The following is a 25764-nucleotide window of genomic DNA, read 5'->3' on the forward strand; positions in this document are numbered from 1 at the left end:
CACGCAACACCGAACCCTTTGGATAGTGACGGATTATTGGCATGGCGAAGAGCGACGACGCAGCAGTTAAAGACCCGGCGAAGAAAGGCAAACTGAAGATCATCATCCTGGTGGTGGTTGGTCTGTTGCTGGCCATCGGTCTGTCGGTCGGTGCGACCTGGTTCATCATGCACAAGGCCGAAAGCAAGCCGGATCCGGCTGTGGCGGCTGCGGAAGCTGCGAACGTCAAGAAAGAGGCGATCTTCGAGCCACTGACTCCGCCGTTCGTGGTCAATTACAACGTCAACGGCCGTCAGCGCTACATGCAGGTCAGCATTACCCTGCTGGCCCGCGATCACGCTGATCTGGAAGCGCTGAAAGTGCACATGCCGGTCATTCGCAACAACCTGGTGATGATGTTCTCCGGTCAGCCATTCGACACCATCGCAACGCCGGTCGGCATGGAAATGCTGCGCCAGAAGGCCGCTGCGGTGGTGCAGGAAGTTGGCCAGAAAGAGTTGAACAAAAGCGTCATCGAACAGGTTCTTTTCACTAACTACGTACTGCAGTAGGACCACGACATGGCCGTGCAAGACCTGCTGTCCCAGGATGAAATCGACGCGCTGCTGCATGGCGTGGACGATGGTCTGGTACAGACCGAAAGCGTTATCGAACCGGGCAGCGTCAAAAGTTATGACCTGACCAGTCAGGACCGCATCGTCCGTGGACGCATGCCGACACTGGAGATGATCAACGAGCGTTTCGCCCGTTACACCCGCATCAGCATGTTCAACCTGCTGCGCCGTTCGGCGGACGTGGCGGTGGGCGGCGTGCAGGTGATGAAGTTTGGCGAGTACGTGCATTCGCTGTACGTGCCTACCAGCCTGAACCTGGTCAAGATCAAGCCGTTGCGCGGCACTGCGCTGTTCATCCTGGACGCCAAACTGGTGTTCAAGCTGGTGGACAACTTCTTCGGCGGCGATGGCCGTCACGCCAAAATCGAAGGCCGGGAATTCACCCCGACCGAACTGCGCGTGGTGCGGATCGTGCTGGATCAGGCGTTCATCGACCTGAAGGAAGCCTGGCAGGCGATCATGGAAGTCAATTTCGAGTACATCAACTCGGAAGTGAACCCGGCCATGGCCAACATCGTCGGCCCCAGTGAGGCCATTGTCGTTTCGACGTTCCACATCGAACTCGACGGCGGTGGCGGCGACCTGCACGTGACCATGCCGTATTCGATGATCGAGCCGGTGCGTGAAATGCTCGACGCCGGTTTCCAGTCCGATCTGGACGATCAGGACGAACGCTGGGTCAATGCGCTCAAGCAGGACGTGATGGACGTGCAGGTGCCGCTCAGCGCCACCGTGGCCCGTCGTCAGCTCAAATTGCGGGACATCCTGCACATGCAGCCGGGTGACGTGATTCCGGTGGAGCTGAACGATCACTTGATCATGCGCGCCAACGGCGTGCCGTCGTTCAAAGTCAAGCTCGGTTCGCACAAGGGCAACCTGGCCCTGCAAGTGGTCGAGCCGGTCGAACGCCGCTGACGGGTGCTGTCAGTTTCAGAATGCGCTGTGTAAACGAATTGCTGTGTCAACGAATATTGCTCGCCGAGGACAACCATGGCTGATGAAAACGAAATGAACTCCACAGACGACCAGGCACTGGCCGACGAGTGGGCTGCGGCCCTGGGTGAAGCGGGTGAGGGTGGTCAGGCGGACATCGACGCGCTGCTGGCGGCCGATGCCGGTCAGTCCTCGGGCAACCGCATGGCGATGGAAGAGTTCGGTAGTGTGCCGAAGCAGACCGGCCCGGTGTCGCTGGACGGCCCCAATCTGGATGTGATTCTCGACATTCCGGTGTCCATTTCCATGGAAGTGGGCAGCACCGACATCAACATCCGCAACCTGCTGCAACTGAACCAGGGCTCGGTGATCGAGCTGGACCGTCTGGCGGGTGAGCCACTGGACGTGCTGGTCAACGGCACGCTGATCGCTCACGGTGAAGTGGTGGTGGTGAACGAGAAGTTCGGCATCCGTTTGACCGACGTGATCAGCCCGAGCGAACGTATCAAGAAGCTGCGTTAAGTGAGCGCTTTTCTCGTGAAGCGGCTCAAGGGCCTGCTGGCAGCGCCTGTCGTGTTGATGTCCTGGGCGGTGTTGGCGGCCGATGCCGTGGCACCCGCCGCGTCGGCTTCCGGCACTGCGGCGTCGAACACGGCGCCTGCGGTCGTGCCACCGGTCAGCGCGTTGAGCAGCGGCATTGGCAGCCAGTTGATGCAACTGGTGCTGGGCCTGGGCTTGGTGGTGGCGCTGATCTTTGGTCTGGCGTGGCTCCTGCGTCGGGTTCAGAGCACCGGCCCTGCGGGCAATCAGGTCATCGAACTGGTCGGCTCCCGCGCTTTGGGGCCGCGCGATCGACTGGTGCTGGTTCAGGTCGGTAACGAGCAGGTCTTGTTGGGGGTGTCGCCTGGCAGCATCACCGCATTGCATGTGATGAACGAGCCCGTCGAGGTGCCTGCCACTCAGCACGCCACGCCAGAGTTCGCCAAGCGCCTGATGGAAGTGCTGGGCAAACAGGGTCAGAAGGATAAGAACTGATGCGCATTGTTTTGACGCTGCTGTTGCTGCTGGCAGCGCCGCTGGCGCTCGCCGCCGACCCGTTGTCGATTCCGGCGATCACGCTGGGCACGGGTGCCAACGGCCAGCAAGAGTATTCGGTCAGCCTGCAAATCCTGCTGATCATGACGGCGCTGAGCTTCATTCCGGCGTTCGTCATGCTGATGACCAGCTTCACGCGGATCATCATCGTGTTCTCGATCCTGCGCCAAGCGCTGGGGCTGCAACAGACGCCGTCGAACCAGATCCTCACCGGCATGGCGCTGTTTCTGACGCTGTTCATCATGGCCCCTGTGTTCGACCGTGTGAACACCGACGCGCTGCAGCCTTATCTGGCCGAGAAGATGACCGCGCAGGACGCGGTGGCCAAGGCTGAAGTGCCGATCAAGGACTTCATGCTGGCGCAAACCCGCTCCAGCGATCTGGACCTGTTCATGCGCCTGTCCAAGCGCACCGACATTCCGACCCCGGATGCCGCGCCGCTGACCATCATCGTGCCCGCGTTCGTGACCTCGGAATTGAAGACCGCGTTTCAGATCGGTTTCATGATTTTCATCCCGTTTCTGATCATCGACCTGGTGGTCGCCAGCGTGCTGATGGCCATGGGTATGATGATGCTGTCGCCGCTGATCATTTCGCTGCCGTTCAAGATCATGTTGTTCGTGCTGGTGGACGGTTGGGCGCTGATCATCGGTACGCTGGCTGGCAGCTTTGGTGGCGTATGAATCTGTTTGACGAGGAGTGCGCGGCATGACCCCGGAAGTTGCTGTAGACCTGTTTCGTGAAGCCCTGTGGCTGACCACCACCATGGTGGCGATTCTGGTGGTGCCGAGCCTGATCGTCGGCCTGCTGGTGTCGATGTTTCAGGCCGCCACCCAGATCAACGAACAGACTTTGAGCTTCCTGCCTCGCCTGCTGGTGATGCTGGTGACCCTGATCGCCGTTGGCCCGTGGCTGGTGCGCACGTTCATGGATTACATCATCACGCTGTACACCAGCATTCCCCAAGTCATCGGCTGAGTCGGCAATGGAACCTGTTCTGGCGCTGACCGACACGCAGATCAGCACCTGGGTGGCGGCGTTCATGCTGCCGCTGTTTCGTATCGCCGCCGTGCTGATGACCATGCCGGTGTTCGGCACCACGCTGGTGTCGAGCCGGGTGCGTCTCTATCTGGCGCTGGCGATCACCGTGGTCGTCGCGCCGAGTCTGCCGCCGATGCCGGAAGTGCATGCGCTGGACCTCAGCGCGCTGCTGCTGATTGCCCAGCAGATCGTTATTGGCGCTGCGCTGGGCCTGTCGTTGCAACTGTTCTTTCAGGCGTTCGTGATCGCCGGGCAAATCGTTGCGATCCAGATGGGCATGGGCTTCGCGTCCATGGTCGACCCGGTCAACGGCGTCTCGGTGGCGGTGATCGGCCAGTTCTTCACCATGCTGGTCACGCTGCTGTTTCTTGCCATGAATGGCCACCTGGTGGTGTTTGAAGTGCTGATCGAAAGCTTCACCACCTTGCCCGTGGGGCAGGGGCTGATGACGGCCAATTTCTGGGAGCTGGTGCTGCGTCTGGGCTGGGTGTTGGGCGCTGCGCTGATTCTGGTGCTGCCCGCGATCACAGCCTTGTTGGTAGTCAACATCGCGATGGGCGTAATGACCCGTGCGGCGCCGCAACTGAACATCTTCTCGATCGGTTTTCCGCTGACACTGGTGCTGGGCATGGGGATTTTGTGGATCTCCCTCGGCGACATTCTCAATCAGTACCAACCGCTGGCGGTGGACGCCTTGCAGTTGCTCAAAGACATGGTCAAGGCGCGCTGACATGGCTGAAAGCGAGAGCGGTCAGGACAAGACAGAAGACCCCACGGACAAACGAAAACGTGAGGCCAGAGAAAAGGGCGAGATCGCCCGCTCCAAAGAACTCAATACCGTCATCGTCATGATCGTCGGCGCCGCCGGTTTGCTGGCGTTCGGCGGGTCCATGGCCGAAATGATGATGCAGTTGATGCGGGACAATTTCGTCATTTCCCGCGACGCGCTGATGGAAGAGCGCAGCATGAGCCTGATGCTGATGGCGTCAGGCAAAGTCGCCTTGATGTCCGTCACGCCGTTGTTGGTCGCGCTGACCATCGCAGCACTGATCGGGCCGATTTCGCTGGGTGGCTGGTTGTTCGCGGCAGGGTCGATGGCGCCCAAATTCAGTCGCTTGAACCCGCTGGCCGGGCTCAAGCGCATGGTGTCGCCCAAATCGCTGATCGAGCTGCTCAAGTCCCTCGCCAAATTTTTCATCATCTTGATCGTGGCGATCATGGTGCTGGCCAAGGACAAGAACGACCTGTTGGCCATTGCCCATGAACCGATGGAAATGGCCATGGCCCACAGCCTGCAACTGGTGGGCTGGAGCACGCTGTGGATGGCCTGCGGACTGTTGATCATCGCGGCCGTGGACGTGCCGGTGCAGTTGTGGGATGCGCACAAAAAGCTGCTGATGACTAAGCAGGAAGTGCGCGACGAGCACAAGGACAACGAAGGGCGACCCGAGGTCAAACAGCGGATTCGCCAGTTGCAGCGTGAGATGTCGCAGCGGCGGATGATGGCGGCGGTGCCCCAGGCAGACGTGGTCATCACCAACCCGACCCACTACGCCGTGGCGCTCAAGTACGACCCGGACAAGGGCGGTGCGCCGGTGTTGCTGGCCAAGGGGACGGACTTCATTGCGCTGAAGATTCGCGAGATTGCCGCCGAGCACGAAATCCAGTTGCTGGAGTCCCCGGCGCTGGCGCGTTCGATCTATTACAGCACTGAGCTGGAAAACGAGATTCCTGCCGGGTTGTATCTGGCGGTGGCGCAGGTCTTGGCGTATGTCTATCAGATTCGTCAGTTCCGGGCCGGGAAGGGCAAACGGCCTGATCCGTTGAAAGACAATCTACCGATTCCGCCGGATTTGCGGCGGGATAATTAGTAGGGCCTGGCATCAGAGAAAGAATCTAACGTCAAATTATGTCGACCACACCACATTCCCCAATAATGGCACTCTGATATATTCAATCCAATCCAAGAGTTGGACAGGTTTTTGCAATACCTGCGTTACAACGCCTCTGGCGTCAAAAGTTTGATTTAACGCGCAGGTACAGAATCGGTGGATCGTTCTCAATTAATCACTAACGCACGCTCCGGGCTGGTCGGTCTGGGTCGTGGTCAGTTGGGCGTGCCGCTGTTGTTGCTGGTCATGCTGGCAATGATGATGTTGCCGATGCCGCCGTTTCTGCTGGACGTGTTTTTCACCTTCAACATCGCGCTGTCCATCGTCGTGTTGCTGGTCTGCGTGTACGCCCTACGGCCTTTGGATTTCTCGGTCTTTCCGACCATTCTGCTGATCGCGACCTTGCTGCGCCTGGCGCTGAACGTCGCATCGACCCGCGTCGTCATGCTCCACGGTCAGGACGGCCACGCCGCTGCCGGTAAGGTGATTCAGGCCTTCGGTGAAGTGGTGATCGGCGGTAACTACGTCGTCGGTATCGTGGTGTTCGCGATCCTGATGATCATCAACTTCGTGGTCGTGACCAAAGGTGCCGGTCGTATTTCCGAGGTGAGCGCGCGCTTCACCCTCGACGCCATGCCCGGTAAACAGATGGCCATCGACGCCGACCTCAACGCCGGTCTCATCGATCAGGCCGAAGCCAAGCGTCGCCGTCTTGAAGTCGCCCAGGAAGCCGAGTTCTACGGCTCCATGGACGGTGCCAGTAAGTTCGTGCGCGGCGACGCCATCGCCGGTCTGCTGATTCTGTTCATCAACCTCATCGGCGGCATGCTGGTGGGTATCCTGCAACACAACATGACCTTCTCCGACGCAGGCAAGGTTTACGCCCTGCTGACCATCGGTGACGGTTTGGTGGCGCAACTGCCTTCGCTGCTGCTGTCCACTGCCGCCGCGATCATGGTGACCCGTGCATCGGGTTCCGAAGAAATGGGCAAGCTGGTCAGCCGCCAGATGTTCACCTCGCACAAGGCGCTGGCGGTGTCGGCGGCGATCATGGTGATCATGGGCCTGGTGCCGGGCATGCCGCACTTCTCGTTCATCAGTCTGGGCCTGTTGGCAGCAGGGGGGGCTTACCTGCTGTGGAAAAAACAGAACCAGGCCAAGCTGGCCGCGATTCAAGAGGTCAAGCGTCAACAGGACCTGTTGCCATCGCCAACCCGTGCCCAGGAGTCGAAAGAGCTGGGCTGGGACGATGTGACCCCGATCGACATGATCGGCCTGGAAGTGGGTTATCGCTTGATCCCGCTGGTAGACCGCAATCAGGGTGGGCAACTGCTGGCGCGGATCAAGGGCGTGCGCAAGAAGTTGTCGCAAGAGTTGGGCTTCCTGATGCCAACCGTACACATTCGCGACAACCTGGACCTGGCCCCGAGCGCGTATCGTTTGACGCTGATGGGCGTGACCTTGGCCGAAGCCGAGATCTACCCCGACCGCGAGCTGGCGATCAACCCCGGTCAGGTGTTCGGCAGCCTCAACGGCATCACTGCCAAAGACCCGGCGTTCGGGCTGGAAGCAGTCTGGATCGAAATCAGCCAGCGCGCCCAAGCCCAGTCCCTCGGTTACACCGTGGTCGATGCCAGCACTGTCGTCGCGACCCACTTGAACCAGATTCTGTACAAGCACTCTCATGAGCTGATCGGTCATGAGGAAGTGCAGCAACTGATGACGCTGCTGGCCAAGAGTTCGCCGAAACTGGCTGAAGAGCTGGTGCCGGGCGTGCTGTCGTTATCGGCGCTGCTCAAGGTGTTGCAGGCGCTGTTGGCCGAGCAGGTGCCGGTGCGCGATATTCGCAGCATTGCCGAAGCCATCGCCAACAATGCCGCCCGGAGTCAAGATACCGCCGCATTGGTGGCCGCCGTACGGGTCGGCCTGTCCCGCGCCATCGTGCAAAGCATTGTGGGCATTGAGCCGGAGCTGCCTGTTATCACCCTTGAGCCAAGGTTGGAACAGATATTGCTCAATAGTCTGCAGAAGGCAGGTCAGGGTCAGGAAGAAGGCGTTCTGCTCGAACCGAGTATGGCTGAGAAGCTTCAGCGCTCGTTGATCGAAGCGGCGCAGCGTCAGGAGATGCAGGGTCAGCCGGTCATTTTGTTGGTTGCAGGTCCGGTTCGCGCCATGTTGTCCCGCTTTGGGCGCCTGGCGGTTCCGAACATGCATGTTTTGGCTTATCAGGAAATTCCTGACAATAAGCAAGTCACCATCGTAGCGACTGTCGGGCCGAACGGCTGAGGTAGTGAGTCATGCAAGTTAAGCGTTTTTTCGCCGCCGATATGCGACAAGCCATGAAACTGGTTCGTGATGAGCTGGGCGCTGAAGCCGCCATCATCGGCAACCGGCGGATCGCCGGTGGTGTGGAACTGACAGCCGCGCTGGATTACAAACTGTCGGCGCTGGCGCCGCGTGTGCCGAATATCGAGCTGGAAGACGAGCTGCGCAAGACTCAGTCGCGCATCGTCACCGCACAGGCCGAGCTGACCAGCCGTAGCGAGCTGGACACGGTCGCCAACCGGCAGTTGTTTGCCGGTCTTGCGATGGACGACAGCAAGCAGATCGAACCGACGCTGGATGAACCGTTCCGCCCCTCGATCCACGCCGCTATTGCCGCCGACCGTGCCGAGCGCGCTGAGCGTCAATCCGCCGCCGAACCGGGGATTAGCCAACGCGCTTACGAGTCGATGCGTTCGGAGTTGAATGGCCTGCGCGAACTGCTGGAAGTCCAGCTCGGTTCGCTGGCCTGGAACCAGTTGCAAGGCAGCCGTCCGCAGCAGGCCAACCTGTGGCGTCGTTTGCAGCGTGTGGGCCTGTCTGGCCCTCTGTCCCGTGACCTGCTGAATATGGTCCCGGATGTCGATGATCAGCCTCATGCCTGGCGCATGTTGCTGGCTCATCTGGCGCGCATGATCGTCACACCGGACGTCGAGCCGCTGGAAGAGGGTGGGGTGATTGCCATGGTCGGTCCGGCCGGTATGGGCAAGACCACTACATTGGCCAAACTCGCAGCCCGTTATGTGTTGAAATACGGCGCGCAAAATATCGCGCTGGTGAGCATGGACAGCTTCCGCATCGGGGCTCAGGAGCAGCTCAAGACGCTGGGCCGGATTCTCAATGTGCCGGTGACCCACGTCGACCCGGGCCAGTCTCTGGCGCAGGCGCTGGAGCCTCTGTTGCGCAAGCGCGTGGTGCTGATCGACACCGCTGGCCTGCAAGCCAGCGACCCGGCATTGCGCCTGCAACTGGAGAGCCTGGCCGGTCGCGGCATCAAGGCGCGCAACTACCTGGTACTGGCCACCACCAGCCAGAAGCAAGTGCTGACCGCGGCCTATCACAGTTACAAGCGTTGCGGTCTGGCCGGGTGCATCCTGACCAAACTCGACGAAACCGCAAGCCTTGGCGAAGTGCTGAGCCTGGCGGTGACACACGAATTGCCCGTGGCCTATCTGACCGATGGCCCACGGATACCGGATGATCTGCATCTGCCCCGTCGGCACCAGTTGGTAAGCCGTGCCGTCAGTGTGCAGATGCAGGAGGAGCCGAGCGAGGAAGCAATGGCGGATATGTTTGCGGATCTTTATCACAGCACCGGCAAGCGCGCGGGCTAGGTAAGGAAAATGACAATGGAAAATACCTGCATCGTTGGTCTGCCAGGCATTGTTCACTCAGTGAACGTGCAGCCCGAAATGTGGCTTGGGTCTAAGCAAGACAAGGTAAAGAATTAACTATGGGCAGCATGCATCCCGTTCAGGTTATCGCGGTGACCGGTGGCAAAGGTGGCGTAGGCAAGACCAATGTGTCAGTGAACCTCTCGCTGGCCCTGGCCGAGCTGGGACGCCGCGTTATGTTGCTGGACGCCGATCTGGGTCTGGCCAACGTCGACGTCTTGTTGGGGCTGACCCCCAAACGCACCCTGGCTGACGTTATCGAAGGCCGTTGCGAGCTGCGCGATGTCCTGTTGCAAGGCCCGGGCGGTGTGCGCATCGTACCGGCGGCCTCCGGCACCCAGACCATGGTTCAACTGAGCCCGGCACAACACGCCGGTCTGATTCAGGCCTTCAGCGAAATCGGCGACAACCTAGACGTGCTGGTGATCGACACCGCTGCCGGGATTGGTGAGTCGGTGGTGAGTTTCGTGCGCGCGGCACAGGAAGTGCTGCTGGTGGTGTGCGATGAACCGACCTCGATCACTGACGCCTACGCGCTGATCAAACTGCTCAACCGCGATTACGGCATGAACCGCTTCCGTGTGCTGGCCAACATGGCCCAAAGCCCGCAGGAAGGGCGCAACCTGTTCGCCAAACTGACCAAGGTCACCGACCGTTTCCTCGACGTGGCCCTGCAATACGTGGGTGCTGTGCCGTACGACGAGTGCGTGCGCAAGGCCGTGCAGAAGCAGCGTGCGGTCTACGAAGCGTTTCCACGTTCCAAATGTGCGCTGGCGTTCAAGGCCATCGCGCAAAAGGTCGACACCTGGCCACTGCCGGCGAACCCGCGTGGCCACCTTGAATTTTTCGTTGAGCGCCTGGTTCATCAGACCAGTGCAGGGCCTGTGTCATGACTGCAAGTGGCTATCGCATGTACAGCAAATCATCCAAGGATTCCCAGTACGAGCTGATTGAGCGTTATGCCCCGCTGGTCAAACGCATCGCCTACCATCTGCTGGCGCGTCTGCCGGCCAGTGTTCAGGTCGAGGACTTGATTCAGGCGGGCATGATTGGGTTGCTCGAAGTGTCGACCAAGTACGACTCCACCAAGGGTGCGAGTTTCGAGACCTACGCGGGTATTCGTATCCGTGGCGCGATGCTCGATGAAGTGCGCAAGGGGGACTGGGCGCCACGTTCGGTTCACCGCAACACGCGCATGGTCAGCGACGCCATTCGTGCGATTGAAGCAAAAACCGGCCGCGACGCTAAAGATCACGAGGTTGCTGCCGAACTTCAATTGAGTCTCGATGATTATTACGGGATTTTGAACGATACCTTGGGCAGCCGCCTGTTCAGTTTCGACGACCTCTTGCAGGACGGCGAGCATGAAGGGTTGCACGAGGATGGCGCGAGCCAGTCGCTGGAACCGTCGCGGGACCTGGAAGACGAGCGCTTCCAGAGCGCACTGGCCGATGCCATTGCCAACCTGCCCGAGCGTGAACGCCTGGTGCTGGCGCTGTACTACGACGAAGAGCTGAACCTCAAGGAAATCGGTGAGGTCCTGGGGGTCAGCGAATCCCGTGTCAGCCAGTTGCACAGCCAGTGCGCCGCGCGTCTGCGTGGACGGCTGGGAGAATGGCGCGCGCGCTGATAGATTGCGCAGCCTCGTGATAGAGGCTGCGGGTTGCTTGTAAGACCGGCTGTGCAAGATGTGATGTGATGTGGGAAGCAAAAGAGACAAGGCAGGAGCCGGTCGGATCAGGTCTTCAGGACGCTTTTCCGCTGCGCTCGTACCTTTCGATTCCAAAGCCCTCTCGTTTTCGTGTCACCGGTCAAGTTGCTGCACCGGTATTGATTGAACGCGCGTCCGGGAGCTGGGCGCGTTAAAGACTGCTTGGAGGTCGAATTGGACAAGAACATGAAAATCCTCATCGTTGATGACTTCTCAACGATGCGGCGGATCATAAAAAACCTGTTGCGTGACCTTGGGTTCACCAACACGGCCGAAGCAGATGACGGCACTACCGCGTTGCCAATGTTGCAGAGCGGTGCTTTCGATTTCCTGGTGACCGACTGGAACATGCCTGGCATGTCCGGCATCGACCTGCTGCGTCAGGTGCGAGCCGACGAGCGCCTGCGTCACCTTCCAGTGTTGATGGTCACGGCAGAAGCCAAGCGCGAGCAGATCATCGAGGCCGCACAGGCCGGTGTGAATGGCTATGTCGTGAAGCCGTTCACCGCTCAGGTACTCAAAGAAAAGATCGAGAAGATATTCGAGCGCGTCAATAGCTGATGTTCGCTGCGAGGGCGCTATGGATCCTAAAGATTCATCAATGGGTGACTTCGAGTCGACCCTGAAGAAACATGCACAGGAGCTGGTGACCAGCCTTGAAAAAGGCCAGTTCGGCGAAGCCGTGCAACTCATCCACGAGCTGAACCAGACCCGTGATCGCGGCTTGTATCAGGAAGTCGGCAAGCTGACGCGCGAGTTGCACAGTGCCATCGTCAATTTCCAGATTGACCCGCACATGCCGCAAGCCGAAGAGGTGTCCCAGATCACGGATGCCACCGAGCGCTTGTCGTATGTTGTCAGGCTCACGGAAGGTGCGGCCAACAAAACCATGGACCTGGTGGAACAGAGCACGCCCTTGATGAATGGCCTGAGCGCCGATGCCAAGGCCTTGAGCGCAGACTGGGGACGCTTCATGCGTCGCGAGATTGGCGCCGAAGAGTTTCGTGATCTGGCCCGCCGCGTCGAGGGCTTTCTGAGCCGTAGCGAGAAGGAGACCCACGAGGTCGCCAGCCACCTGAACGACATCCTGCTGGCTCAGGATTATCAGGACCTCACCGGACAGGTGATCAAGCGTGTGACCAAGATGGTCACCGAGGTGGAGAGCAATTTGCTCAAGCTGGTGTTGATGGCCAGCCAGGTCGATCGTTTTGCCGGTATCCAGCACGATCAGGAAGCGTTCCGGCAGCAAAAAGAACAGGAAAAACTTCATTCCAAGGGTGAAGGTCCGCAGATTCATGCCGATAAACGTGAAGACGTCGTATCCGGTCAGGATGATGTAGACGATCTGCTATCCAGCCTCGGGTTCTGAAGTTCCAGCGCTCAGGTTCTATGTGAAAGTGGCCGCAGGTGTGGCGCGTGAAGGCTTCGACGAAGGCCACCCGCGCAGACCCAAGGTGCGGCCCCTGGATCGGTTGACGGTTAATTTTAGGAGCACCCCCAATGAGCTTCGGCGCCGATGAAGAAATCCTTCAGGATTTTCTGGTAGAGGCCGGCGAGATTCTGGAGCAGTTGTCCGAGCAGTTGGTCGAGCTGGAAAGCCGGCCGGATGATGCGGATCTGCTCAATGCAATTTTTCGCGGTTTTCACACTGTAAAAGGGGGCGCCGGCTTCCTCCAGCTCAACGAGTTGGTTGAATGCTGTCACATCGCCGAGAACGTGTTCGACATCCTGCGCAAAGGTGAGCGTCGGGTCGATGCGGAACTCATGGACGTGGTGCTCGAAGCCCTGGACACCGTCAACAGCATGTTCGGTCAGGTGCGTGAGCGCTCGGACATTACGCCTGCCACGCCTGAATTGCTTGCCGCGCTGTCGCGTCTGGCCGAGCCTGCGTCGGCGGACGAAGTCGCCGCAGCACCCGCGCCTGCACCGGTCGTCGAAGCAGTGGCGGAGCCAGCCTCCGACGACATCACCGATCAGGAATTCGAACAGCTGCTGGACTCGCTCAATGCGGTCAAGGCCGAAGCGGCCGGTGCCGCCGTGTCTGCGCCTGTGGCGCCGGTTTCGGCCCCTGCGGCGGCGGATGAAGCGGCCAGTGATGAAATCACCGACGCCGAATTCGAATCCTTGCTCGACCAGTTGCATGGCAAAGGCCAGTTCGCGGTCGACGCTGTGGTTCCGCCTGCGGCGTCCGCTGCGGCGAGTGAGCCGGCCAGCGACGAAATCACCGACGACGAGTTCGAAGCACTGCTCGATCAGTTGCATGGCAAGGGGACGTTCTCCGCCGACGCCACCGGGGGTGCGGCTGCGCCTGCTGCGACCGAGGCCGCTGCGCCAGCGTCGGCAGATACGCCGTCGGATGAAATCACCGACCACGAATTCGAAGCGCTGCTCGATCAGTTGCACGGCAAGGGCGCGTTCTCGGGAGACGTGGGGGCCAGTGCGACCGCTGCACCGGTCAAGAAAGCCGAGCCTGCGAAGGCTGAACCGCCTAAAGCCGAACCCGTCAAGCCCGCGGCGGCTGCGGCACCTGCTGCGCCTGCCAAAGCAGCCCCTGCACCGGCTGCCGCTCCGGCACCGGCCCGTGCCCCGGCCCCTGCGGCGGGCGGCGACAAGGCACCGACCGAAGCGGAAACCACCGTGCGCGTCGACACCGCGCGGCTGGACGAAATCATGAACATGGTCGGCGAGTTGGTGCTGGTGCGTAACCGTCTGGTGCGCCTGGGCCTCAACAGCGGCGACGAAGCCATGTCCAAGGCCGTGTCCAACCTGGACGTGGTCACCGCTGACTTGCAGACCGCGGTCATGAAGACCCGCATGCAGCCGATCAAGAAAGTCTTCGGCCGCTTCCCGCGTCTGGTTCGCGACCTGGCGCGTCAGCTCAAGAAAGAAATCAACCTTGAACTGGTGGGTGAAGAAACCGACCTGGACAAGAACCTGGTCGAAGCGTTGGCCGACCCGTTGGTGCACTTGGTGCGCAACGCGGTGGACCACGGCATCGAGTCGCCGGAAGAGCGCGAAGCGTCGGGCAAGGCCCGTGGCGGTCGTGTGGTGCTTTCGGCGGAACAGGAAGGCGACCACATCCTGCTGTCGATTTCCGACGACGGCAAAGGCATGGACCCGGCGGTACTGCGCGCGATCGCAGTCAAGCGCGGGGTCATGGACAAGGATGCGGCAGATCGCCTGAGCGACACCGACTGCTACAACCTGATCTTCGCGCCGGGATTCTCGACCAAGACCGAGATCTCCGACGTGTCGGGCCGTGGCGTGGGCATGGACGTGGTGAAAACCAAGATTGCCCAGCTCAACGGCTCGATCAACATCTACTCGACCAAGGGCCAAGGCTCGAAGATCGTCATCAAGGTGCCGCTGACCCTGGCGATCATGCCGACCCTGATGGTGATGTTGGGCAATCAGGCCTTCGCGTTCCCGCTGGTCAACGTCAACGAGATCTTCCACCTAGACCTGTCGACCACCAACGTCGTCGATGGTCAGGAAGTGGTCATCGTGCGCGACAAGGCATTGCCGCTGTTCTACCTCAAGCGCTGGCTGGTCAGTAACGCCGCCCATGAGGAGCAACGCGAAGGGCATGTGGTGATCCTTTCGGTCGGTACCCAGCGCATCGGCTTCGTGGTCGATCAACTGGTGGGCCAGGAAGAAGTGGTGATCAAGCCGCTGGGCAAGATGCTGCAAGGCACGCCGGGGATGTCGGGCGCCACCATCACCGGTGATGGCCGCATCGCGTTGATTCTCGACGTACCGAGCATGCTCAAGCGCTACGCTGCGCGGCGTATTTGATTGCAGCAAAGCGATGGACCCTGTGGGAGCGAATTCATTCGCGATTGGCCAGTACATCCACAGAGATGTAGCGCCTGATACTCCGAATCGCGAATAAATTCGCTTCCACAGGTTCCTTGTCCACCTTTGCAACCCCGGTGGACCAGAGGTTGATGAAACGGGCTGCGCCGATTACCGGGCAGACCCTCTGGAGTGTTTATGGCAGTCAAGGTTCTGGTGGTAGACGATTCCGGCTTCTTTCGCCGGCGCGTCTCGGAAATTCTTTCCTCTGACACAACGATTCAAGTGGTCGGCACCGCCACCAATGGCAAGGAAGCGATCGAGCAGGCGTTGGCCCTCAAGCCTGACGTGATCACCATGGACTACGAGATGCCGATGATGGATGGCATTACCGCCGTTCGCCACATCATGCAGCGTTGCCCGACCCCGGTGTTGATGTTCTCGTCGCTGACCCATGAAGGCGCCCGCGTCACCCTGGACGCGCTGGATGCCGGTGCCGTCGATTACCTGCCCAAGAATTTCGAAGACATCTCGCGCAACCCCGAGAAGGTCAAACAGATGCTGTGCGAGAAGGTCCACACCATCTCCCGCAGCAACCGCCGTTTCAGCGGCTACAGCAGCGCGCCCGCAGCGCCTGCGCCCGTCGCACCGGTTTCCAGTTCGCTGCGCAGTCCGGCACCCACGGCGGGGGCGGCTCGTCCGGCGCCCGCGCCTGCGCGTCCCTCGGCGGCGCCTGCACCTCACGCTTCTCACACCGCATCGTCGCCTGCGCCCAAGCGCAAGGCCTACAAGCTGGTGGCCATCGGCACCTCGACAGGCGGTCCGGTGGCGCTGCAACGGGTCCTGACCCAGTTGCCCGCCAACTTCCCGGCTCCCATCGTGCTGATCCAGCACATGCCCGCCGCCTTCACCAAGGCCTTCGCCGAGCGTCTGGACAAGCTGTGCCGCATCAGCGTCAAGGAAGCCGAAGACGGCGACATTCTGCGTCCCGGTCTGGCGCTATTGGCCCCCGGTGGCAAGCAGATGATGGTCGACGGTCGCGGCACGGTGAAAATCCTGCCCGGCGACGAACGTTTGAATTACAAGCCCTGCGTGGACATCACCTTCGGTTCGGCGGCCAAGGCCTACGGCGACAAGGTGCTGGCCGTGGTGCTCACCGGCATGGGCGCGGACGGCCGTGAAGGTGCGCGCCTGCTCAAACAGGGCGGCAGCCACATCTGGGCGCAAGACGAAGCCAGTTGCGTGATCTACGGCATGCCCATGGCCATTGTGAAGGCCGATCTGGCTGACGCCGTTTATAGCCTGGACGATATCGGGCGCCACTTGGTCGAGGCGTGTCTGTAATGGATGTTTTGACGCTTATAGGGATCATTCTCGCGTTCGTTGCCATTATCGGCGGCAACTTCCTCGAAGGCGGCCATCTTGGGGCGCTGCTCAACGGGCCTGCGGCGTTGATCGTGATCGGCGGCACCATCGCAGCGTCCCTGTTGCAAACGCCGATGAGCGCCTTCAAACGGGCAATTCAGATCTTCATCTGGATTCTGTTTCCGCCAAGGGTTGACCTCGCAGGCGGCATTGATCGCGTGGTGTCGTGGAGCCTGACTGCGCGCAAGGAAGGCCTGCTGGGGCTGGAAACCGTCGCCGACACCGAACCCGATGCCTATTCACGCAAGGGCCTGCAATTGCTGGTCGACGGCGTTGAGCCTGAAGCCATTCGCAGCATTCTGGAAGTGGATTTTCTCACCCAGGAAAGCCGCGACATTCAGGCCGCCAAAGTCTTCGAAAGCATGGGCGGTTACGCGCCGACCATCGGCATCATCGGTGCGGTCATGGGCCTGATTCACGTCATGGGCAACCTGGCGGATCCGAATCAGTTGGGCAGCGGCATCGCCGTGGCCTTCGTCGCGACGATCTATGGTGTGGCGTCGGCCAACCTGATCCTGTTGCCGGTGGCCAACAAGCTCAAGGCGGTCGCCCTGCGCCAGTCTCGCTATCGCGAAATGCTGCTCGAAGGCCTGCTGTCGATCGCCGAAGGTGAAAACCCGCGCTCGATCGAACTGAAGCTGCAAGGCTTCATGGAGTGATGGACTGATGGCCCGTCGACGTCGCCACCACGAAGAGCACGAAAACCACGAACGCTGGCTGGTGTCCTACGCGGATTTCATCACCTTGCTGTTCGCGTTCTTCGTGGTGATGTATTCCATTTCCTCGCTCAACGAGGGCAAGTACAAAGTGCTGTCCGAGGCGCTGGTCGGGGTCTTCAACGAAGCCGAACGCAGCGTGCGACCGATCCCTATCGGTGAGCAGAAACCCCAGACCGTGCGCCCGGCCGATCCGCTGGTCAAAGACAGCGATCAGACCGACGCCGCATTGGGGCAGGGCGCTCAGGACCCGCTCAAATCGATTGCCGATGATGTCAACGCCGCATTCGGCGACCTGATCGCTTCCAATCAGATGACCGTGCGGGGCAACGAGCTGTGGATCGAGATCGAACTCAATTCCAGCCTGTTGTTCGGCAGCGGCGATGCCATGCCGAGCAACCTGGCTTTCGACCTGATCGATAAAGTGGCCAAGATCATCAAGCCGTTCGACAACCCGATCCACGTCGAAGGTTTTACTGACGACCAGCCGATCAGCTCGGCGCAGTACCCGAGCAACTGGGAACTGTCGTCGGCCCGTGCGTCGAGCATCGTGCGCATGCTGGCTATGGACGGGATCAACCCGGCGCGCATGGCCTCGGTCGGTTACGGCGAATTCCAGCCGCTGACCTCCAATGCCACCGCCGATGGCCGCGCTCGTAACCGCCGAGTGGTGCTGGTGATTTCGCGCAATCTGGACGTGCGCCGCAGCCTGACCGGTTCCGGCACCACGGCCAATGCAAAACCCGATGCCGCATTGCGCCGTGCTGGCACACAAACTGCACCGGCTCCAGCCAAACCGCCGCAAGGCGTCAAATCTTCGTCATCTGCCCCTTAACGGTCCCGGTCACGCCTTGTCCTGATCGGCGGGAAAACGAACACATGAGAGTCTGGGCAGTCGCCAATCAGAAAGGCGGGGTCGGCAAGACCACCACCTCGATCGCTTTAGCCGGGTTGCTGGCCGAGGCGGGCAAGCGCGTGGTTGTCGTCGACCTGGACCCCCATGGCTCGATGACCAGTTATTTCGGCCATGACCCTGACGCGCTGGAACACAGCTGTTTCGACCTGTTTCTGCACAAAGGCACGGTGCCGGAAGGACTGCCGGGCCAGTTGTTGTTGCCCACCAGCCATGAGCGCATTTCCCTGCTGCCGTCGAGCACCGCGCTGGCCACCCTTGAGCGTCAGACGCCAGGGCAGAGCGGCCTGGGCCTGGTGATCGCCAAGAGCCTGGCGCAACTGTGGCAGGACTTCGATTACGCGATCATCGACAGCCCGCCACTGCTGGGTGTCTTGATGGTCAACGCGCTGGCGGCCAGTCAGCAACTGGCGGTGCCGGTGCAGACCGAGTTTCTCGCGGTCAAGGGCCTGGAACGCATGGTCAACACCCTGACCATGATCAACCGCTCGCGCAAAGTGCCGCTGCCGTACACCATCGTGCCCACGCTGTTCGACCGCCGCACCCAGGCGTCGATGGGGACGTTGAAGCTGCTGCGCGACAGCTTTCCCGATCATGTCTGGAAAGCCTACATTCCGGTCGACACCCGCCTGCGTGACGCGAGTCGGGCCGGGGTCACGCCGTCGCAGTTCGACGGCAAGAGCCGGGGCGTGTTGGCCTACCGCGCCCTGCTCAAGCACATGCTCACCGAACAACTCGTCGGGCAGGTGGCGTGACATGGCCGCTGATCGTTTATTCATGCGCCGTGTAGCGGTGTCCTCAAGTCGGCCCATTGTGCAGCCGATACTTCAGGCAGGCGGTCATCGCTTCACTTATTTTCGGGCTTCTGTATGAACAACCGCCCTCTGGACATCGCATCACGACCACAAAAGGCCCTTCAGAACTATCTGGACGCGTTGCTTCAGGACGCCACCGAAGAGCTGGAAGACGCCTCTGCCATCGATGAGTTTCAAGCGGCCGTGCTCGAAGAGCAGGCCCATGACGCGCGCATGCGTTCGGCGGTGGCTGAAGCGGTCGCGGCGGCCGTGCCGGTGACTCGGCCTGCGCCGGTTTCGCTTGCCTTCACGCCAGAAACCAAACCCGCTGCGCCGCGTGAAGTCCCGGCCCCTGTGCCCGTGGCCGAGCCTGTCGTCGCTCGCGTGCTGGATAAACCGGTCATTCTGCCGCCGGTGATCGCGCCACCCGTTGTGGCACCGCCTGTGGTCGAGCCGGTGGTCGTCGAGCCTGAAGTGGCGCGGGTGGAGCCGGTCGTCGAGGTGCACCTGCCGTCGCAGCGTACGCCCACGCCACCACCGACCTCCAACGAGCGCCCGGACTGGGCGGCCGAACCATTCGAGTGCCTGCTGTTCGACGTGGCGGGTCTGACGCTGGCTGTGCCGCTGGTGTGCCTGGGGTCGATCTATCCCCTGGCGGGGCATGACCTGACGCCGCTGTTCGGCCAGCCAGACTGGTTTCTCGGCATTCTGCCCAGCCAGGCAGGCAACCTGAAGGTACTGGACACCGCACGCTGGATCATGCCGGACCGCTATCGCGATGATTTCCGTCAGGGCCTGCAATACGTGATCTCGGTGCAAGGTTATGAATGGGGGCTGGCGGTGCATCAGGTCAGCCGTTCGTTGCGTCTGGAGCCTGATGAAATCAAATGGCGCACCCATCGTGGTCAGCGTCCGTGGCTGGCTGGAACCGTGATTGAACACATGTGTGCGCTGCTGGACGTGTCCGAACTGGCCGAGTTGATCGCCAGCGGTGCGGTCAAGCAGATGCAGACGCGCAAATAAACATCTCCAATAAACACAGGGTGGCGCGAAGGCGTCATTCGCAAAGCACAACACGCAAGGGGTTAGGGGTATGAAGAAGTCGTCAGCACAGGGTTCCGAAGATCCGATCCTGCAATGGGTCACCTTCCGCCTGGACAACGAAACGTATGGCATCAACGTGATGCAGGTTCAGGAAGTGCTGCGTTACACCGAGATCGCGCCAGTGCCGGGAGCGCCGAGCTACGTGCTGGGCATCATCAACCTGCGCGGCAACGTGGTGACCGTGATCGATACCCGCCAGCGCTTTGGTCTGCCACCGGTTGAAGTCAGCGACAACACGCGTATCGTGATCATCGAGGCCGACAAGCAAGTGGTCGGGATCCTGGTCGACAGCGTCGCGGAAGTGGTATACCTGCGTCAGTCGGAAGTCGAAACCGCGCCAAACGTGGGCAACGACGAATCCGCCAAGTTCATCCAGGGCGTGTGCAACAAAAACGGCGAACTGCTGATCCTCGTCGAGCTGGACAAGATGATGACCGAGGAAGAGTGGTCCGAGCTGGAGAACATTTGATTGATCCTTGAGGTTGCAGTCCTTTTTCTGGCGGTACTGTGGGTCGCGACCGTTGCGATGTTCATGGCCCATACCAAGCGTCAGCGCACCCTGGCCACGCAGCAGCTCGAAGCCGACTCGCTGCGTGACCAGCGCATTCGTGAACTGGCCCGGCGTCTGGAAAACTACCAGGGCGGTACGGTGAAAATGGGCGAAGACCTGCACGAGTTGCAGGCCATCGTCGCACCGTTGCCGGACAAGATCACCGCCTTGGAACAGCGTGATCCTTCCACCTTGTCCTTCGCCCAGGCTGCGCGTCTGGTCAGCATGGGCGCCAGTGTCGATGAGCTGACCCAGTCCTGCGGTCTGACCCAGGCCGAGGCGCAGTTGATGAGCAAGTTGCATGGCAATGGGTGAGATCGGCTAGCGCGAGGGTTCTTCCTGGCAAGCACGGTCTGAAACTGTGGGAGCGAATTCATTCGCGATGGGTTGTGACAGACGACAAAGGTGGGTCGGCTGAACGACCACAATCGCGAATGAATTCGCTCCCACAGGGATTGTGTGTTTGCCGCGCGACAGTGTTGTGCCTGGAAAACGGGCGATTCGCTACAGTTGGCGTCGCTCAGCGCGGCGTGATATCTCGCTCCACCGGCTGTGGATCCGGGTCGAACCCCTCGGGGTATTTCCCTTTCAAGCGCCAGGCGAACGCGATGATTTCCGCAATCGTCAGGTACAGCTCCTGCGGAATGCTGTCCCCCAGCTCCATTCTGGCGAGCAGGGTCACCAGTTCGGCGTTTTCGTAGATCGGCACCTTGTATTCGCGGGCAATGGCCAGGATAGCCTCAGCCAGCGCGTCGTCGCCCTTGGCGGTGAGGGTCGGGGCCTGTTGGCCATCGTAGTTCAGGGCAATCGCCTGGCGCGGGTTCTGTTCGGGCTTGCTCATCAGGCGTTCTCGTCGATCCAGCGTTGTTCCAACACAGTCCGCGAGCCTTGAGTCGGCACCCCGCGATTGCACGCCAGTTCCTTCACGTTCAGGCCGCAGGCCACCAGCCGTGCGCGCAGGCCGTCCAGCTCGGCAGAAATCAATTCGGCAGCGGCTTCCCGCTGCGCCCACATCTGGCTCGACAGGCTGCCCGCGACCAGTTGCGCCTGAACCTGCAACGGCCCCAGCGGCTCCAGATCGAAGGCCAGCTCGACGCGCCACAGCTTTTCCTTTTCCTTGACCTCCTGTGTCGCAGTTTCCGGGCTTTCTTCACGCTCTGGCGCATCTTCGCGCTGCAACTTGACCTGCAATGGCACCACGTCGTGAGCGTTGCGCATGGGGATTTCCAGTTGCCAGGTCGTCACCTGCGTGCCATCGGCGTTGGTCCGGGTCTGTTCCAGACCGGCCAATTGATGGCTTTGCAGGCGAGAAATGGCACCCGCCGCCAACTTGAGCAGGGTCTCCAGATCGTCCTGGCTTTGCGGGCTGCCCAGCGTGCGGGAAGGTAATGGGAAGTTGGTCGGAATGTTCGGTGCCGCGACCAGTCCCAACGTGCCCAACGCATTGCGGATGAACCCCGGCATCGCCCGCGCCAGGGTGTTGGCGGCCGCAGCGTCGTTGTAGGTCACGTTCCCCGGTACGCCCGGAAGAATCTGGGAAATGACCCGCAGCAGGTTGGCTTTCAGGTCCGGCATCAGGGTTGGGTTTTCCCCGGCCAGCAAGCGCGACTCCATGAACAGGCCGCTGGCATTCAACGCCTGAGCGACGCCTTTGGCGGTGCTCATCTGTTGCAGGTCTGGCAGGTCAGCGAACAGTTGATCGATGCTGGCGCGCAGTGATGGCGTCAGCGTGTCAGGTGTATTGCCAGAGGGCGCAGGCAAATTCTGGAGCGCTGTGAACAGGCTTTGCAGCGAGCCTTGGCGGCTTTGCTGGGTCGACAATTGCTGGGCCAGCGCCAATTCGTCCATGCGATTGGGCAACGCGACGAAGTTCAGGGCCTGACTGTTTTGCACCTGAGCGCTCAGCAGCGTGCCCACGCGCAGTGGCTGCGGGCTGTCGACAGTCAGGCTGCTGCCTGCCAGCGCAGTGTTGAGCAACAGGACAATCGAACGGTAGGTGGGCGGTGCCGAAGGCTGGCTGGCCAGTTGCGCGACATTCTGGGCGATGACCTGAGTGGTCAATACCTTGCCCTGCAACAGCGTACCTGCGGGCAACTGGCGGGTGTCGATGCTGGTCAGGCTGTTGGCGATGGCTTTTTGCAAGTCTTGCAGGCTGATGGTCAGCGTGTCGGCAGAACCTTGAGCGACATTCACCGTGGTGCCGGGCGTGAGTGGCAGCGAACTGCTGACGGGCAGGGTGGTCTGGCGCCCGTTGTCCATCGTCAATTTCAGCAACAACTGAAAGTCCTGGCCCAGTTGCTTGAGGCTGACCACTTCGGCGTTGGCGACCTGACCTGCATTCAGCAAGCCTTCACGTGGCTCCATCAGCTTGAGGACTTCGCCCGGGGGGACGCCCGCACGCAGCAACGCTGTGGCGGCGGCAACGGGTGAAAGATTGGGTATATCGCCTGTCATCAGATCCCGACTCGGTAAATTTGCGCTCTCGATGGCTCAAGCTGGCATAATCCAGCACTCGCTAAGCTGCAACAAAGTATAACGGCCACCGCGCGCCTGACTTGAACCACCGTGCACACCTGCCATCCGAAAAGAAGGTCCACATGCCGATCCCCGTTCTGGAAGCCACAGAACTCGCGTGCGAGCGCGACGGGCGCTTGCTGTTCGAGCACCTCGACCTGCGACTGACAGCCGGTGACATGGTGCAGATCAGCGGCCCCAACGGCAGTGGCAAAACCAGCCTGCTGCGCCTGCTCAGCGGCTTGATGCAGCCCACCGCAGGCGACGTCTTGCTCGATGGCAAGCCTTTGGCACGACACCGAAGCGCGTTGGCGCACAACCTGTTGTGGGTCGGTCACGCGGCAGGCATCAAAGAATTGCTCACCCCCGTGGAAAACCTCACCTGGCTCTGCGCGCTGCACCACGGCGTTAAAGTCCACGCCCTCTGGCAGGCCCTCGAAGCGGTTGGACTGCGCGGGTTCGAGGACGTGCCGTGCCATACGCTGTCTGCCGGGCAAAAACGTCGTGTGGCCCTGGCCCGCCTTTATTTGCCAGGCCCCGGCCTGTGGATGCTCGACGAACCCTTTACCGCGCTGGACAAGCACGGTGTCGCGCAACTGGAGGCGCATTTGGTCCAGCATTGTGAGCAGGGCGGTGTGGTGGTCTTGACCACGCACCACACGCTGAGCCGCACGCCGGCCGGTTATCGCGATCTGGATCTGGGGCAGTGGGCCGTATGAGTCGCGTGTTCACCTTGTTGGTCGCCCGCGAAGCCCGTTTGCTGTTTCGCCGCCCCGCCGAATTACTCAATCCGCTGGTGTTCTTCGCTATCGTCATCGCCCTGTTTCCGCTGGCCGTAGGCCCGGAAGCACAGCTGCTTCAGACCCTGTCCCCGGGGCTGGTGTGGGTGGCGGCGCTGTTGTCGGTGCTGTTGTCGCTGGACGGGCTGTTTCGCAGCGACTTCGAAGACGGCTCGCTGGAGCAGTGGGTGCTGTCGTCGCATCCGCTGGCCTTGCTGGTATTGGCCAAGGTGTTGGCCCATTGGGCGTTTTCCGGGTTGGCGCTGGTCCTGCTGTCGCCCGTGCTGGCGCTGATGCTCGGATTGCCCACTGCGTGCCTGCCGGTGTTGCTATTGTCATTGTTGCTGGGCACACCCGTGTTGAGCCTGCTCGGCGCCGTGGGTGCAGCGCTGACGGTAGGGCTCAAGCGCGGTGGTTTGCTGCTGGCCTTGCTGATTTTGCCGTTGTACATCCCGGTGCTGATTCTGGGCAGCGGGGCCTTGCAAGCTGCACTTCAGGGCATGCCTGCGACCGGCTATCTGCTTTGGCTTGGCAGTTTGACAGCACTCGCTATAACGCTGACACCTTTTGCAATTGCCGCTGGCTTGAAAATCAGTGTTGGCGAATAATCGATTCCTGATCGATCGGACAGCTTTTTGGCCTGCACTTTTGGCACAGCCGCACATGACGCTTCGGTCAACAGAAGCGCACGCACATGAATGAAACCGTGATGAACAGCATGATGAAAAAGGCAGCGCGATGAACACCAGCGCCAAGACGAAAAGCGGGATCAGTTGGGTCTGGTTCCACAAACTCGGCTCGCCGAAGTGGTTTTACGGCATCAGCGGCAAATGGCTGCCGTGGTTGAGTATCGCCGCCGCGTTGCTGATTGGCGTCGGGGTGGTCTGGGGCCTGGCCTTCGCGCCACCGGATTACCAGCAGGGCAACAGCTTCCGCATCATCTATATCCACGTGCCGTCGGCGATGCTGGCCCAGTCCTGCTACGTGATGCTGGCGGGCTGTGGCGTCGTTGGGCTGGTCTGGAAAATGAAAATGGCCGACGTCGCGCTGCAGTGTGCCGCGCCCATCGGTGCCTGGATGACCGCCGTGGCTTTGGTCACCGGTGCCATCTGGGGCAAGCCGACCTGGGGTTCGTGGTGGGTCTGGGATGCGCGGCTCACGTCCATGTTGATTCTGCTGTTCTTGTACTTCGGTCTGATTGCGCTGGGCAACGCCATCAGCAATCGTGAAAGCGCCGCCAAGGCCTGCGCGGTGCTGGCCATCGTGGGCGTGATCAACATCCCGATCATCAAATACTCGGTGGAGTGGTGGAACACCTTGCACCAGGGCGCGACCTTCAGCCTGACTGAAAAACCGGCGATGCCTGCCGAGATGTGGCTGCCGCTGCTGTTCACGGCCCTGGGTTTCTACTGCTTCTTCGGCGCGGTGTTATTGGTGCGCATGCGCCTGGAAGTGCTCAAGCGCGAGTCCCGCGCCGCATGGGTCAAGGATGAAGTACTCAAGGCCCTGGGTCGTTCAGGGGACCCATCATGAGCTTCGATTCCTTCAGCGATTTTCTGGCCATGGGCAAGCATGGGCTGTTCGTCTGGACCGCCTATGGCATCTGCCTGACCGTTCTGGCGATCAACGTCGCGTCACCGCTGCTGGCGCGTCGGCGTTACCTGCAACAAGAGGCGCGCCGTCTGCGCCGGGAGAGCAACACGTGAATCCGCTTCGAAAAAAGCGCCTGCTGATCATTCTGGCGATCCTCGCCGGGATCGGCATCGCTGTGAGTCTGGCCTTGAGCGCCTTGCAGGAAAACATCAACCTGTTTTACACCCCAACCCAGATCGCCAGCGGCGAGGCGCCCCATGGCACGCGAATTCGCGCCGGTGGCATGGTTGAGAAGGGGTCGTTGCAACGATCCGCGGATTCGCTGGACGTCTCCTTCGTGGTCACGGATTTCAACAAGTCGGTGACCATTCACTACCGTGGCATTCTTCCCGACCTGTTCCGTGAAGGGCAGGGCATCGTCGCACTGGGCAAACTGAATGCCGATGGCGTGGTAATGGCCGATGAAGTGCTGGCCAAACACGATGAAAAATATATGCCGCCCGAGGTGACAAAAGCGTTGAAGGACAGCGGTCAGCCCGCGCCCGGCGCACCCTCCATTCCGGCCAAACAGGGGTAAGC

General features: G+C 60.8%; 29 protein-coding genes. 27 read left to right on the forward strand and 2 right to left on the reverse strand.

Going from position 1 to position 25764, the window contains the following annotated elements; genetic code table 11:
• Positions 1 to 41 precede the first annotated feature (41 nt).
• The 22 genes from fliL (at position 42) to ACI5GA_RS24580 (ending at position 20614) form a co-directional block, all read left to right on the forward strand.
• Positions 42 to 551, forward strand: a complete 510-nt coding sequence (fliL, locus tag ACI5GA_RS24475) for a flagellar basal body-associated protein FliL (RefSeq protein ID WP_404632937.1) — start codon at positions 42 to 44, stop codon at positions 549 to 551.
• A gap of 9 nt (positions 552 to 560) precedes the next feature.
• A complete protein-coding gene (gene fliM, locus ACI5GA_RS24480) occupies positions 561 to 1529 on the forward strand; it encodes a flagellar motor switch protein FliM (RefSeq protein ID WP_404632939.1) in 969 nt (322 codons plus the stop codon).
• Positions 1530 to 1604: 75 nt separating this feature from the next.
• Positions 1605 to 2069, forward strand: coding sequence for a flagellar motor switch protein FliN (fliN, locus tag ACI5GA_RS24485; protein ID WP_404632941.1), 465 nt, complete (start codon positions 1605 to 1607; stop codon positions 2067 to 2069).
• 57 nt (positions 2070 to 2126) lie between these two features.
• On the forward strand, positions 2127 to 2582 hold the full coding sequence (gene fliO, locus ACI5GA_RS24490) for a flagellar biosynthetic protein FliO (protein ID WP_421425531.1): 456 nt from the start codon (positions 2127 to 2129) through the stop codon (positions 2580 to 2582).
• Entirely contained in the window at positions 2582 to 3325 is a 744-nt protein-coding gene (fliP, locus tag ACI5GA_RS24495) for a flagellar type III secretion system pore protein FliP (RefSeq protein ID WP_404632943.1), read from the forward strand. Before fliO ends, fliP begins: the two co-directional genes overlap by 1 nt.
• Positions 3326 to 3350: 25 nt before the next feature.
• Complete coding sequence (gene fliQ / locus ACI5GA_RS24500) at positions 3351 to 3620, forward strand: flagellar biosynthesis protein FliQ (protein WP_404632945.1); 270 nt, start codon at positions 3351 to 3353, stop codon at positions 3618 to 3620.
• 7 nt (positions 3621 to 3627) lie between these two features.
• Positions 3628 to 4413, forward strand: a complete 786-nt coding sequence (gene fliR / locus ACI5GA_RS24505) for a flagellar biosynthetic protein FliR (RefSeq protein WP_421424632.1) — start codon at positions 3628 to 3630, stop codon at positions 4411 to 4413.
• A gap of 1 nt (position 4414) precedes the next feature.
• A complete protein-coding gene (gene flhB / locus ACI5GA_RS24510; RefSeq protein WP_404632949.1) occupies positions 4415 to 5554 on the forward strand; it encodes a flagellar biosynthesis protein FlhB in 1140 nt (379 codons plus the stop codon).
• Between the two features lie 177 nt (positions 5555 to 5731).
• Positions 5732 to 7861 carry a flagellar biosynthesis protein FlhA gene (gene flhA, locus ACI5GA_RS24515; RefSeq protein WP_404632951.1) on the forward strand — a complete coding sequence of 710 codons (2130 nt, stop codon included), beginning with the start codon at positions 5732 to 5734 and terminating at the stop codon, positions 7859 to 7861.
• An 11-nt stretch (positions 7862 to 7872) separates the two neighbouring features.
• Positions 7873 to 9231: a flagellar biosynthesis protein FlhF gene (gene flhF, locus ACI5GA_RS24520; protein ID WP_404632953.1), complete on the forward strand. Its 1359-nt coding sequence runs from the start codon at positions 7873 to 7875 to the stop codon at positions 9229 to 9231.
• A gap of 119 nt (positions 9232 to 9350) precedes the next feature.
• On the forward strand, positions 9351 to 10184 hold the full coding sequence (fleN, locus tag ACI5GA_RS24525; protein WP_108240145.1) for a flagellar synthesis regulator FleN: 834 nt from the start codon (positions 9351 to 9353) through the stop codon (positions 10182 to 10184).
• Entirely contained in the window at positions 10181 to 10921 is a 741-nt protein-coding gene (fliA, locus tag ACI5GA_RS24530; protein ID WP_081568863.1) for an RNA polymerase sigma factor FliA, read from the forward strand. The genes fleN and fliA overlap by 4 nt, the downstream gene beginning before the upstream one ends.
• Positions 10922 to 11188: 267 nt before the next feature.
• The gene (locus ACI5GA_RS24535) at positions 11189 to 11563 is read left to right on the forward strand and encodes a chemotaxis response regulator CheY (RefSeq protein ID WP_175500148.1); all 375 of its coding nucleotides are present in this window, start codon (positions 11189 to 11191) and stop codon (positions 11561 to 11563) included.
• A 19-nt stretch (positions 11564 to 11582) separates the two neighbouring features.
• The gene (locus ACI5GA_RS24540) at positions 11583 to 12371 is read left to right on the forward strand and encodes a protein phosphatase CheZ (RefSeq protein ID WP_404632955.1); all 789 of its coding nucleotides are present in this window, start codon (positions 11583 to 11585) and stop codon (positions 12369 to 12371) included.
• A 131-nt stretch (positions 12372 to 12502) separates the two neighbouring features.
• A complete protein-coding gene (locus tag ACI5GA_RS24545) occupies positions 12503 to 14797 on the forward strand; it encodes a chemotaxis protein CheA (RefSeq protein ID WP_421424633.1) in 2295 nt (764 codons plus the stop codon).
• A 198-nt stretch (positions 14798 to 14995) separates the two neighbouring features.
• Complete coding sequence (locus ACI5GA_RS24550) at positions 14996 to 16141, forward strand: protein-glutamate methylesterase/protein-glutamine glutaminase (protein WP_421424634.1); 1146 nt, start codon at positions 14996 to 14998, stop codon at positions 16139 to 16141.
• A complete protein-coding gene (locus tag ACI5GA_RS24555; RefSeq protein ID WP_404632961.1) occupies positions 16141 to 16881 on the forward strand; it encodes a flagellar motor protein in 741 nt (246 codons plus the stop codon). Before ACI5GA_RS24550 ends, ACI5GA_RS24555 begins: the two co-directional genes overlap by 1 nt.
• A 7-nt stretch (positions 16882 to 16888) precedes the next feature.
• On the forward strand, positions 16889 to 17773 hold the full coding sequence (motD, locus tag ACI5GA_RS24560) for a flagellar motor protein MotD (RefSeq protein ID WP_404632963.1): 885 nt from the start codon (positions 16889 to 16891) through the stop codon (positions 17771 to 17773).
• A 44-nt stretch (positions 17774 to 17817) separates the two neighbouring features.
• Positions 17818 to 18606 (forward strand): ParA family protein, encoded by a 789-nt coding sequence (locus tag ACI5GA_RS24565; protein ID WP_404632965.1) that lies wholly within the window; start codon positions 17818 to 17820, stop codon positions 18604 to 18606.
• A 114-nt stretch (positions 18607 to 18720) separates the two neighbouring features.
• Positions 18721 to 19668 (forward strand): CheW domain-containing protein, encoded by a 948-nt coding sequence (locus ACI5GA_RS24570; protein WP_404632967.1) that lies wholly within the window; start codon positions 18721 to 18723, stop codon positions 19666 to 19668.
• Between the two features lie 70 nt (positions 19669 to 19738).
• The gene (locus ACI5GA_RS24575; protein WP_400599594.1) at positions 19739 to 20218 is read left to right on the forward strand and encodes a chemotaxis protein CheW; all 480 of its coding nucleotides are present in this window, start codon (positions 19739 to 19741) and stop codon (positions 20216 to 20218) included.
• A complete protein-coding gene (locus ACI5GA_RS24580; protein ID WP_404632969.1) occupies positions 20219 to 20614 on the forward strand; it encodes a DUF2802 domain-containing protein in 396 nt (131 codons plus the stop codon). It begins immediately after the preceding gene.
• Between the two features lie 205 nt (positions 20615 to 20819).
• Here ACI5GA_RS24580 and ACI5GA_RS24585 read toward each other — a convergent pair whose 3' ends face one another.
• Positions 20820 to 21140: an EscU/YscU/HrcU family type III secretion system export apparatus switch protein gene (locus tag ACI5GA_RS24585; protein WP_404632971.1), complete on the reverse strand. Its 321-nt coding sequence runs from the start codon at positions 21138 to 21140 to the stop codon at positions 20820 to 20822.
• Positions 21140 to 22753, reverse strand: a complete 1614-nt coding sequence (locus ACI5GA_RS24590) for a flagellar hook-length control protein FliK (protein WP_421424637.1) — start codon at positions 22751 to 22753, stop codon at positions 21140 to 21142. The genes ACI5GA_RS24585 and ACI5GA_RS24590 overlap by 1 nt, the downstream gene beginning before the upstream one ends.
• A 143-nt stretch (positions 22754 to 22896) precedes the next feature.
• Here ACI5GA_RS24590 and ccmA point away from each other — a divergent pair, with 143 nt between their 5' ends.
• From ccmA to ccmE, 5 genes are all read left to right on the forward strand, one after another.
• Entirely contained in the window at positions 22897 to 23532 is a 636-nt protein-coding gene (ccmA, locus tag ACI5GA_RS24595) for a cytochrome c biogenesis heme-transporting ATPase CcmA (RefSeq protein ID WP_421424639.1), read from the forward strand.
• Positions 23529 to 24200: a heme exporter protein CcmB gene (gene ccmB / locus ACI5GA_RS24600; RefSeq protein ID WP_404632977.1), complete on the forward strand. Its 672-nt coding sequence runs from the start codon at positions 23529 to 23531 to the stop codon at positions 24198 to 24200. Before ccmA ends, ccmB begins: the two co-directional genes overlap by 4 nt.
• A gap of 130 nt (positions 24201 to 24330) precedes the next feature.
• Positions 24331 to 25125, forward strand: coding sequence for a heme ABC transporter permease (locus tag ACI5GA_RS24605; protein ID WP_404632979.1), 795 nt, complete (start codon positions 24331 to 24333; stop codon positions 25123 to 25125).
• Complete coding sequence (ccmD, locus tag ACI5GA_RS24610) at positions 25122 to 25298, forward strand: heme exporter protein CcmD (protein WP_404632981.1); 177 nt, start codon at positions 25122 to 25124, stop codon at positions 25296 to 25298. The genes ACI5GA_RS24605 and ccmD overlap by 4 nt, the downstream gene beginning before the upstream one ends.
• Positions 25295 to 25762 (forward strand): cytochrome c maturation protein CcmE, encoded by a 468-nt coding sequence (ccmE, locus tag ACI5GA_RS24615; RefSeq protein ID WP_404632983.1) that lies wholly within the window; start codon positions 25295 to 25297, stop codon positions 25760 to 25762. Before ccmD ends, ccmE begins: the two co-directional genes overlap by 4 nt.
• The last annotated feature ends 2 nt before the right edge of the window (positions 25763 to 25764 follow it).

Origin of the sequence: Pseudomonas sp. Pseu.R1 (assembly GCF_045764065.1) — a bacterium.
Taxonomy (GTDB): Bacteria; Pseudomonadota; Gammaproteobacteria; order Pseudomonadales; family Pseudomonadaceae; genus Aquipseudomonas.

Excerpts from the sequence above, each read along its gene's own strand:
- fliL (WP_404632937.1), top strand. The coding sequence starts at position 42 with ATGGCGAAGAGCGACGACGCAGCAGTTAAAGACCCGGCGAAGAAAGGC.
- fliM (WP_404632939.1), top strand. The coding sequence starts at position 561 with ATGGCCGTGCAAGACCTGCTGTCCCAGGATGAAATCGACGCGCTGCTG.
- fliN (WP_404632941.1), top strand. The coding sequence starts at position 1,605 with ATGGCTGATGAAAACGAAATGAACTCCACAGACGACCAGGCACTGGCC.
- fliO (WP_421425531.1), top strand. The coding sequence starts at position 2,127 with ATGTCCTGGGCGGTGTTGGCGGCCGATGCCGTGGCACCCGCCGCGTCG.
- fliP (WP_404632943.1), top strand. The coding sequence starts at position 2,582 with ATGCGCATTGTTTTGACGCTGCTGTTGCTGCTGGCAGCGCCGCTGGCG.
- fliQ (WP_404632945.1), top strand. The coding sequence starts at position 3,351 with ATGACCCCGGAAGTTGCTGTAGACCTGTTTCGTGAAGCCCTGTGGCTG.
- fliR (WP_421424632.1), top strand. The coding sequence starts at position 3,628 with ATGGAACCTGTTCTGGCGCTGACCGACACGCAGATCAGCACCTGGGTG.
- flhB (WP_404632949.1), top strand. The coding sequence starts at position 4,415 with ATGGCTGAAAGCGAGAGCGGTCAGGACAAGACAGAAGACCCCACGGAC.
- flhF (WP_404632953.1), top strand. The coding sequence starts at position 7,873 with ATGCAAGTTAAGCGTTTTTTCGCCGCCGATATGCGACAAGCCATGAAA.
- fleN (WP_108240145.1), top strand. The coding sequence starts at position 9,351 with ATGGGCAGCATGCATCCCGTTCAGGTTATCGCGGTGACCGGTGGCAAA.
- fliA (WP_081568863.1), top strand. The coding sequence starts at position 10,181 with ATGACTGCAAGTGGCTATCGCATGTACAGCAAATCATCCAAGGATTCC.
- ACI5GA_RS24535 (WP_175500148.1), top strand. The coding sequence starts at position 11,189 with ATGAAAATCCTCATCGTTGATGACTTCTCAACGATGCGGCGGATCATA.
- ACI5GA_RS24540 (WP_404632955.1), top strand. The coding sequence starts at position 11,583 with ATGGATCCTAAAGATTCATCAATGGGTGACTTCGAGTCGACCCTGAAG.
- ACI5GA_RS24545 (WP_421424633.1), top strand. The coding sequence starts at position 12,503 with ATGAGCTTCGGCGCCGATGAAGAAATCCTTCAGGATTTTCTGGTAGAG.
- ACI5GA_RS24550 (WP_421424634.1), top strand. The coding sequence starts at position 14,996 with ATGGCAGTCAAGGTTCTGGTGGTAGACGATTCCGGCTTCTTTCGCCGG.
- ACI5GA_RS24555 (WP_404632961.1), top strand. The coding sequence starts at position 16,141 with ATGGATGTTTTGACGCTTATAGGGATCATTCTCGCGTTCGTTGCCATT.
- motD (WP_404632963.1), top strand. The coding sequence starts at position 16,889 with ATGGCCCGTCGACGTCGCCACCACGAAGAGCACGAAAACCACGAACGC.
- ACI5GA_RS24565 (WP_404632965.1), top strand. The coding sequence starts at position 17,818 with ATGAGAGTCTGGGCAGTCGCCAATCAGAAAGGCGGGGTCGGCAAGACC.
- ACI5GA_RS24570 (WP_404632967.1), top strand. The coding sequence starts at position 18,721 with ATGAACAACCGCCCTCTGGACATCGCATCACGACCACAAAAGGCCCTT.
- ACI5GA_RS24575 (WP_400599594.1), top strand. The coding sequence starts at position 19,739 with ATGAAGAAGTCGTCAGCACAGGGTTCCGAAGATCCGATCCTGCAATGG.
- ACI5GA_RS24585 (WP_404632971.1), bottom strand. The coding sequence starts at position 21,140 with ATGAGCAAGCCCGAACAGAACCCGCGCCAGGCGATTGCCCTGAACTAC.
- ACI5GA_RS24590 (WP_421424637.1), bottom strand. The coding sequence starts at position 22,753 with ATGACAGGCGATATACCCAATCTTTCACCCGTTGCCGCCGCCACAGCG.
- ccmA (WP_421424639.1), top strand. The coding sequence starts at position 22,897 with ATGCCGATCCCCGTTCTGGAAGCCACAGAACTCGCGTGCGAGCGCGAC.
- ccmB (WP_404632977.1), top strand. The coding sequence starts at position 23,529 with ATGAGTCGCGTGTTCACCTTGTTGGTCGCCCGCGAAGCCCGTTTGCTG.
- ACI5GA_RS24605 (WP_404632979.1), top strand. The coding sequence starts at position 24,331 with ATGAACACCAGCGCCAAGACGAAAAGCGGGATCAGTTGGGTCTGGTTC.
- ccmD (WP_404632981.1), top strand. The coding sequence starts at position 25,122 with ATGAGCTTCGATTCCTTCAGCGATTTTCTGGCCATGGGCAAGCATGGG.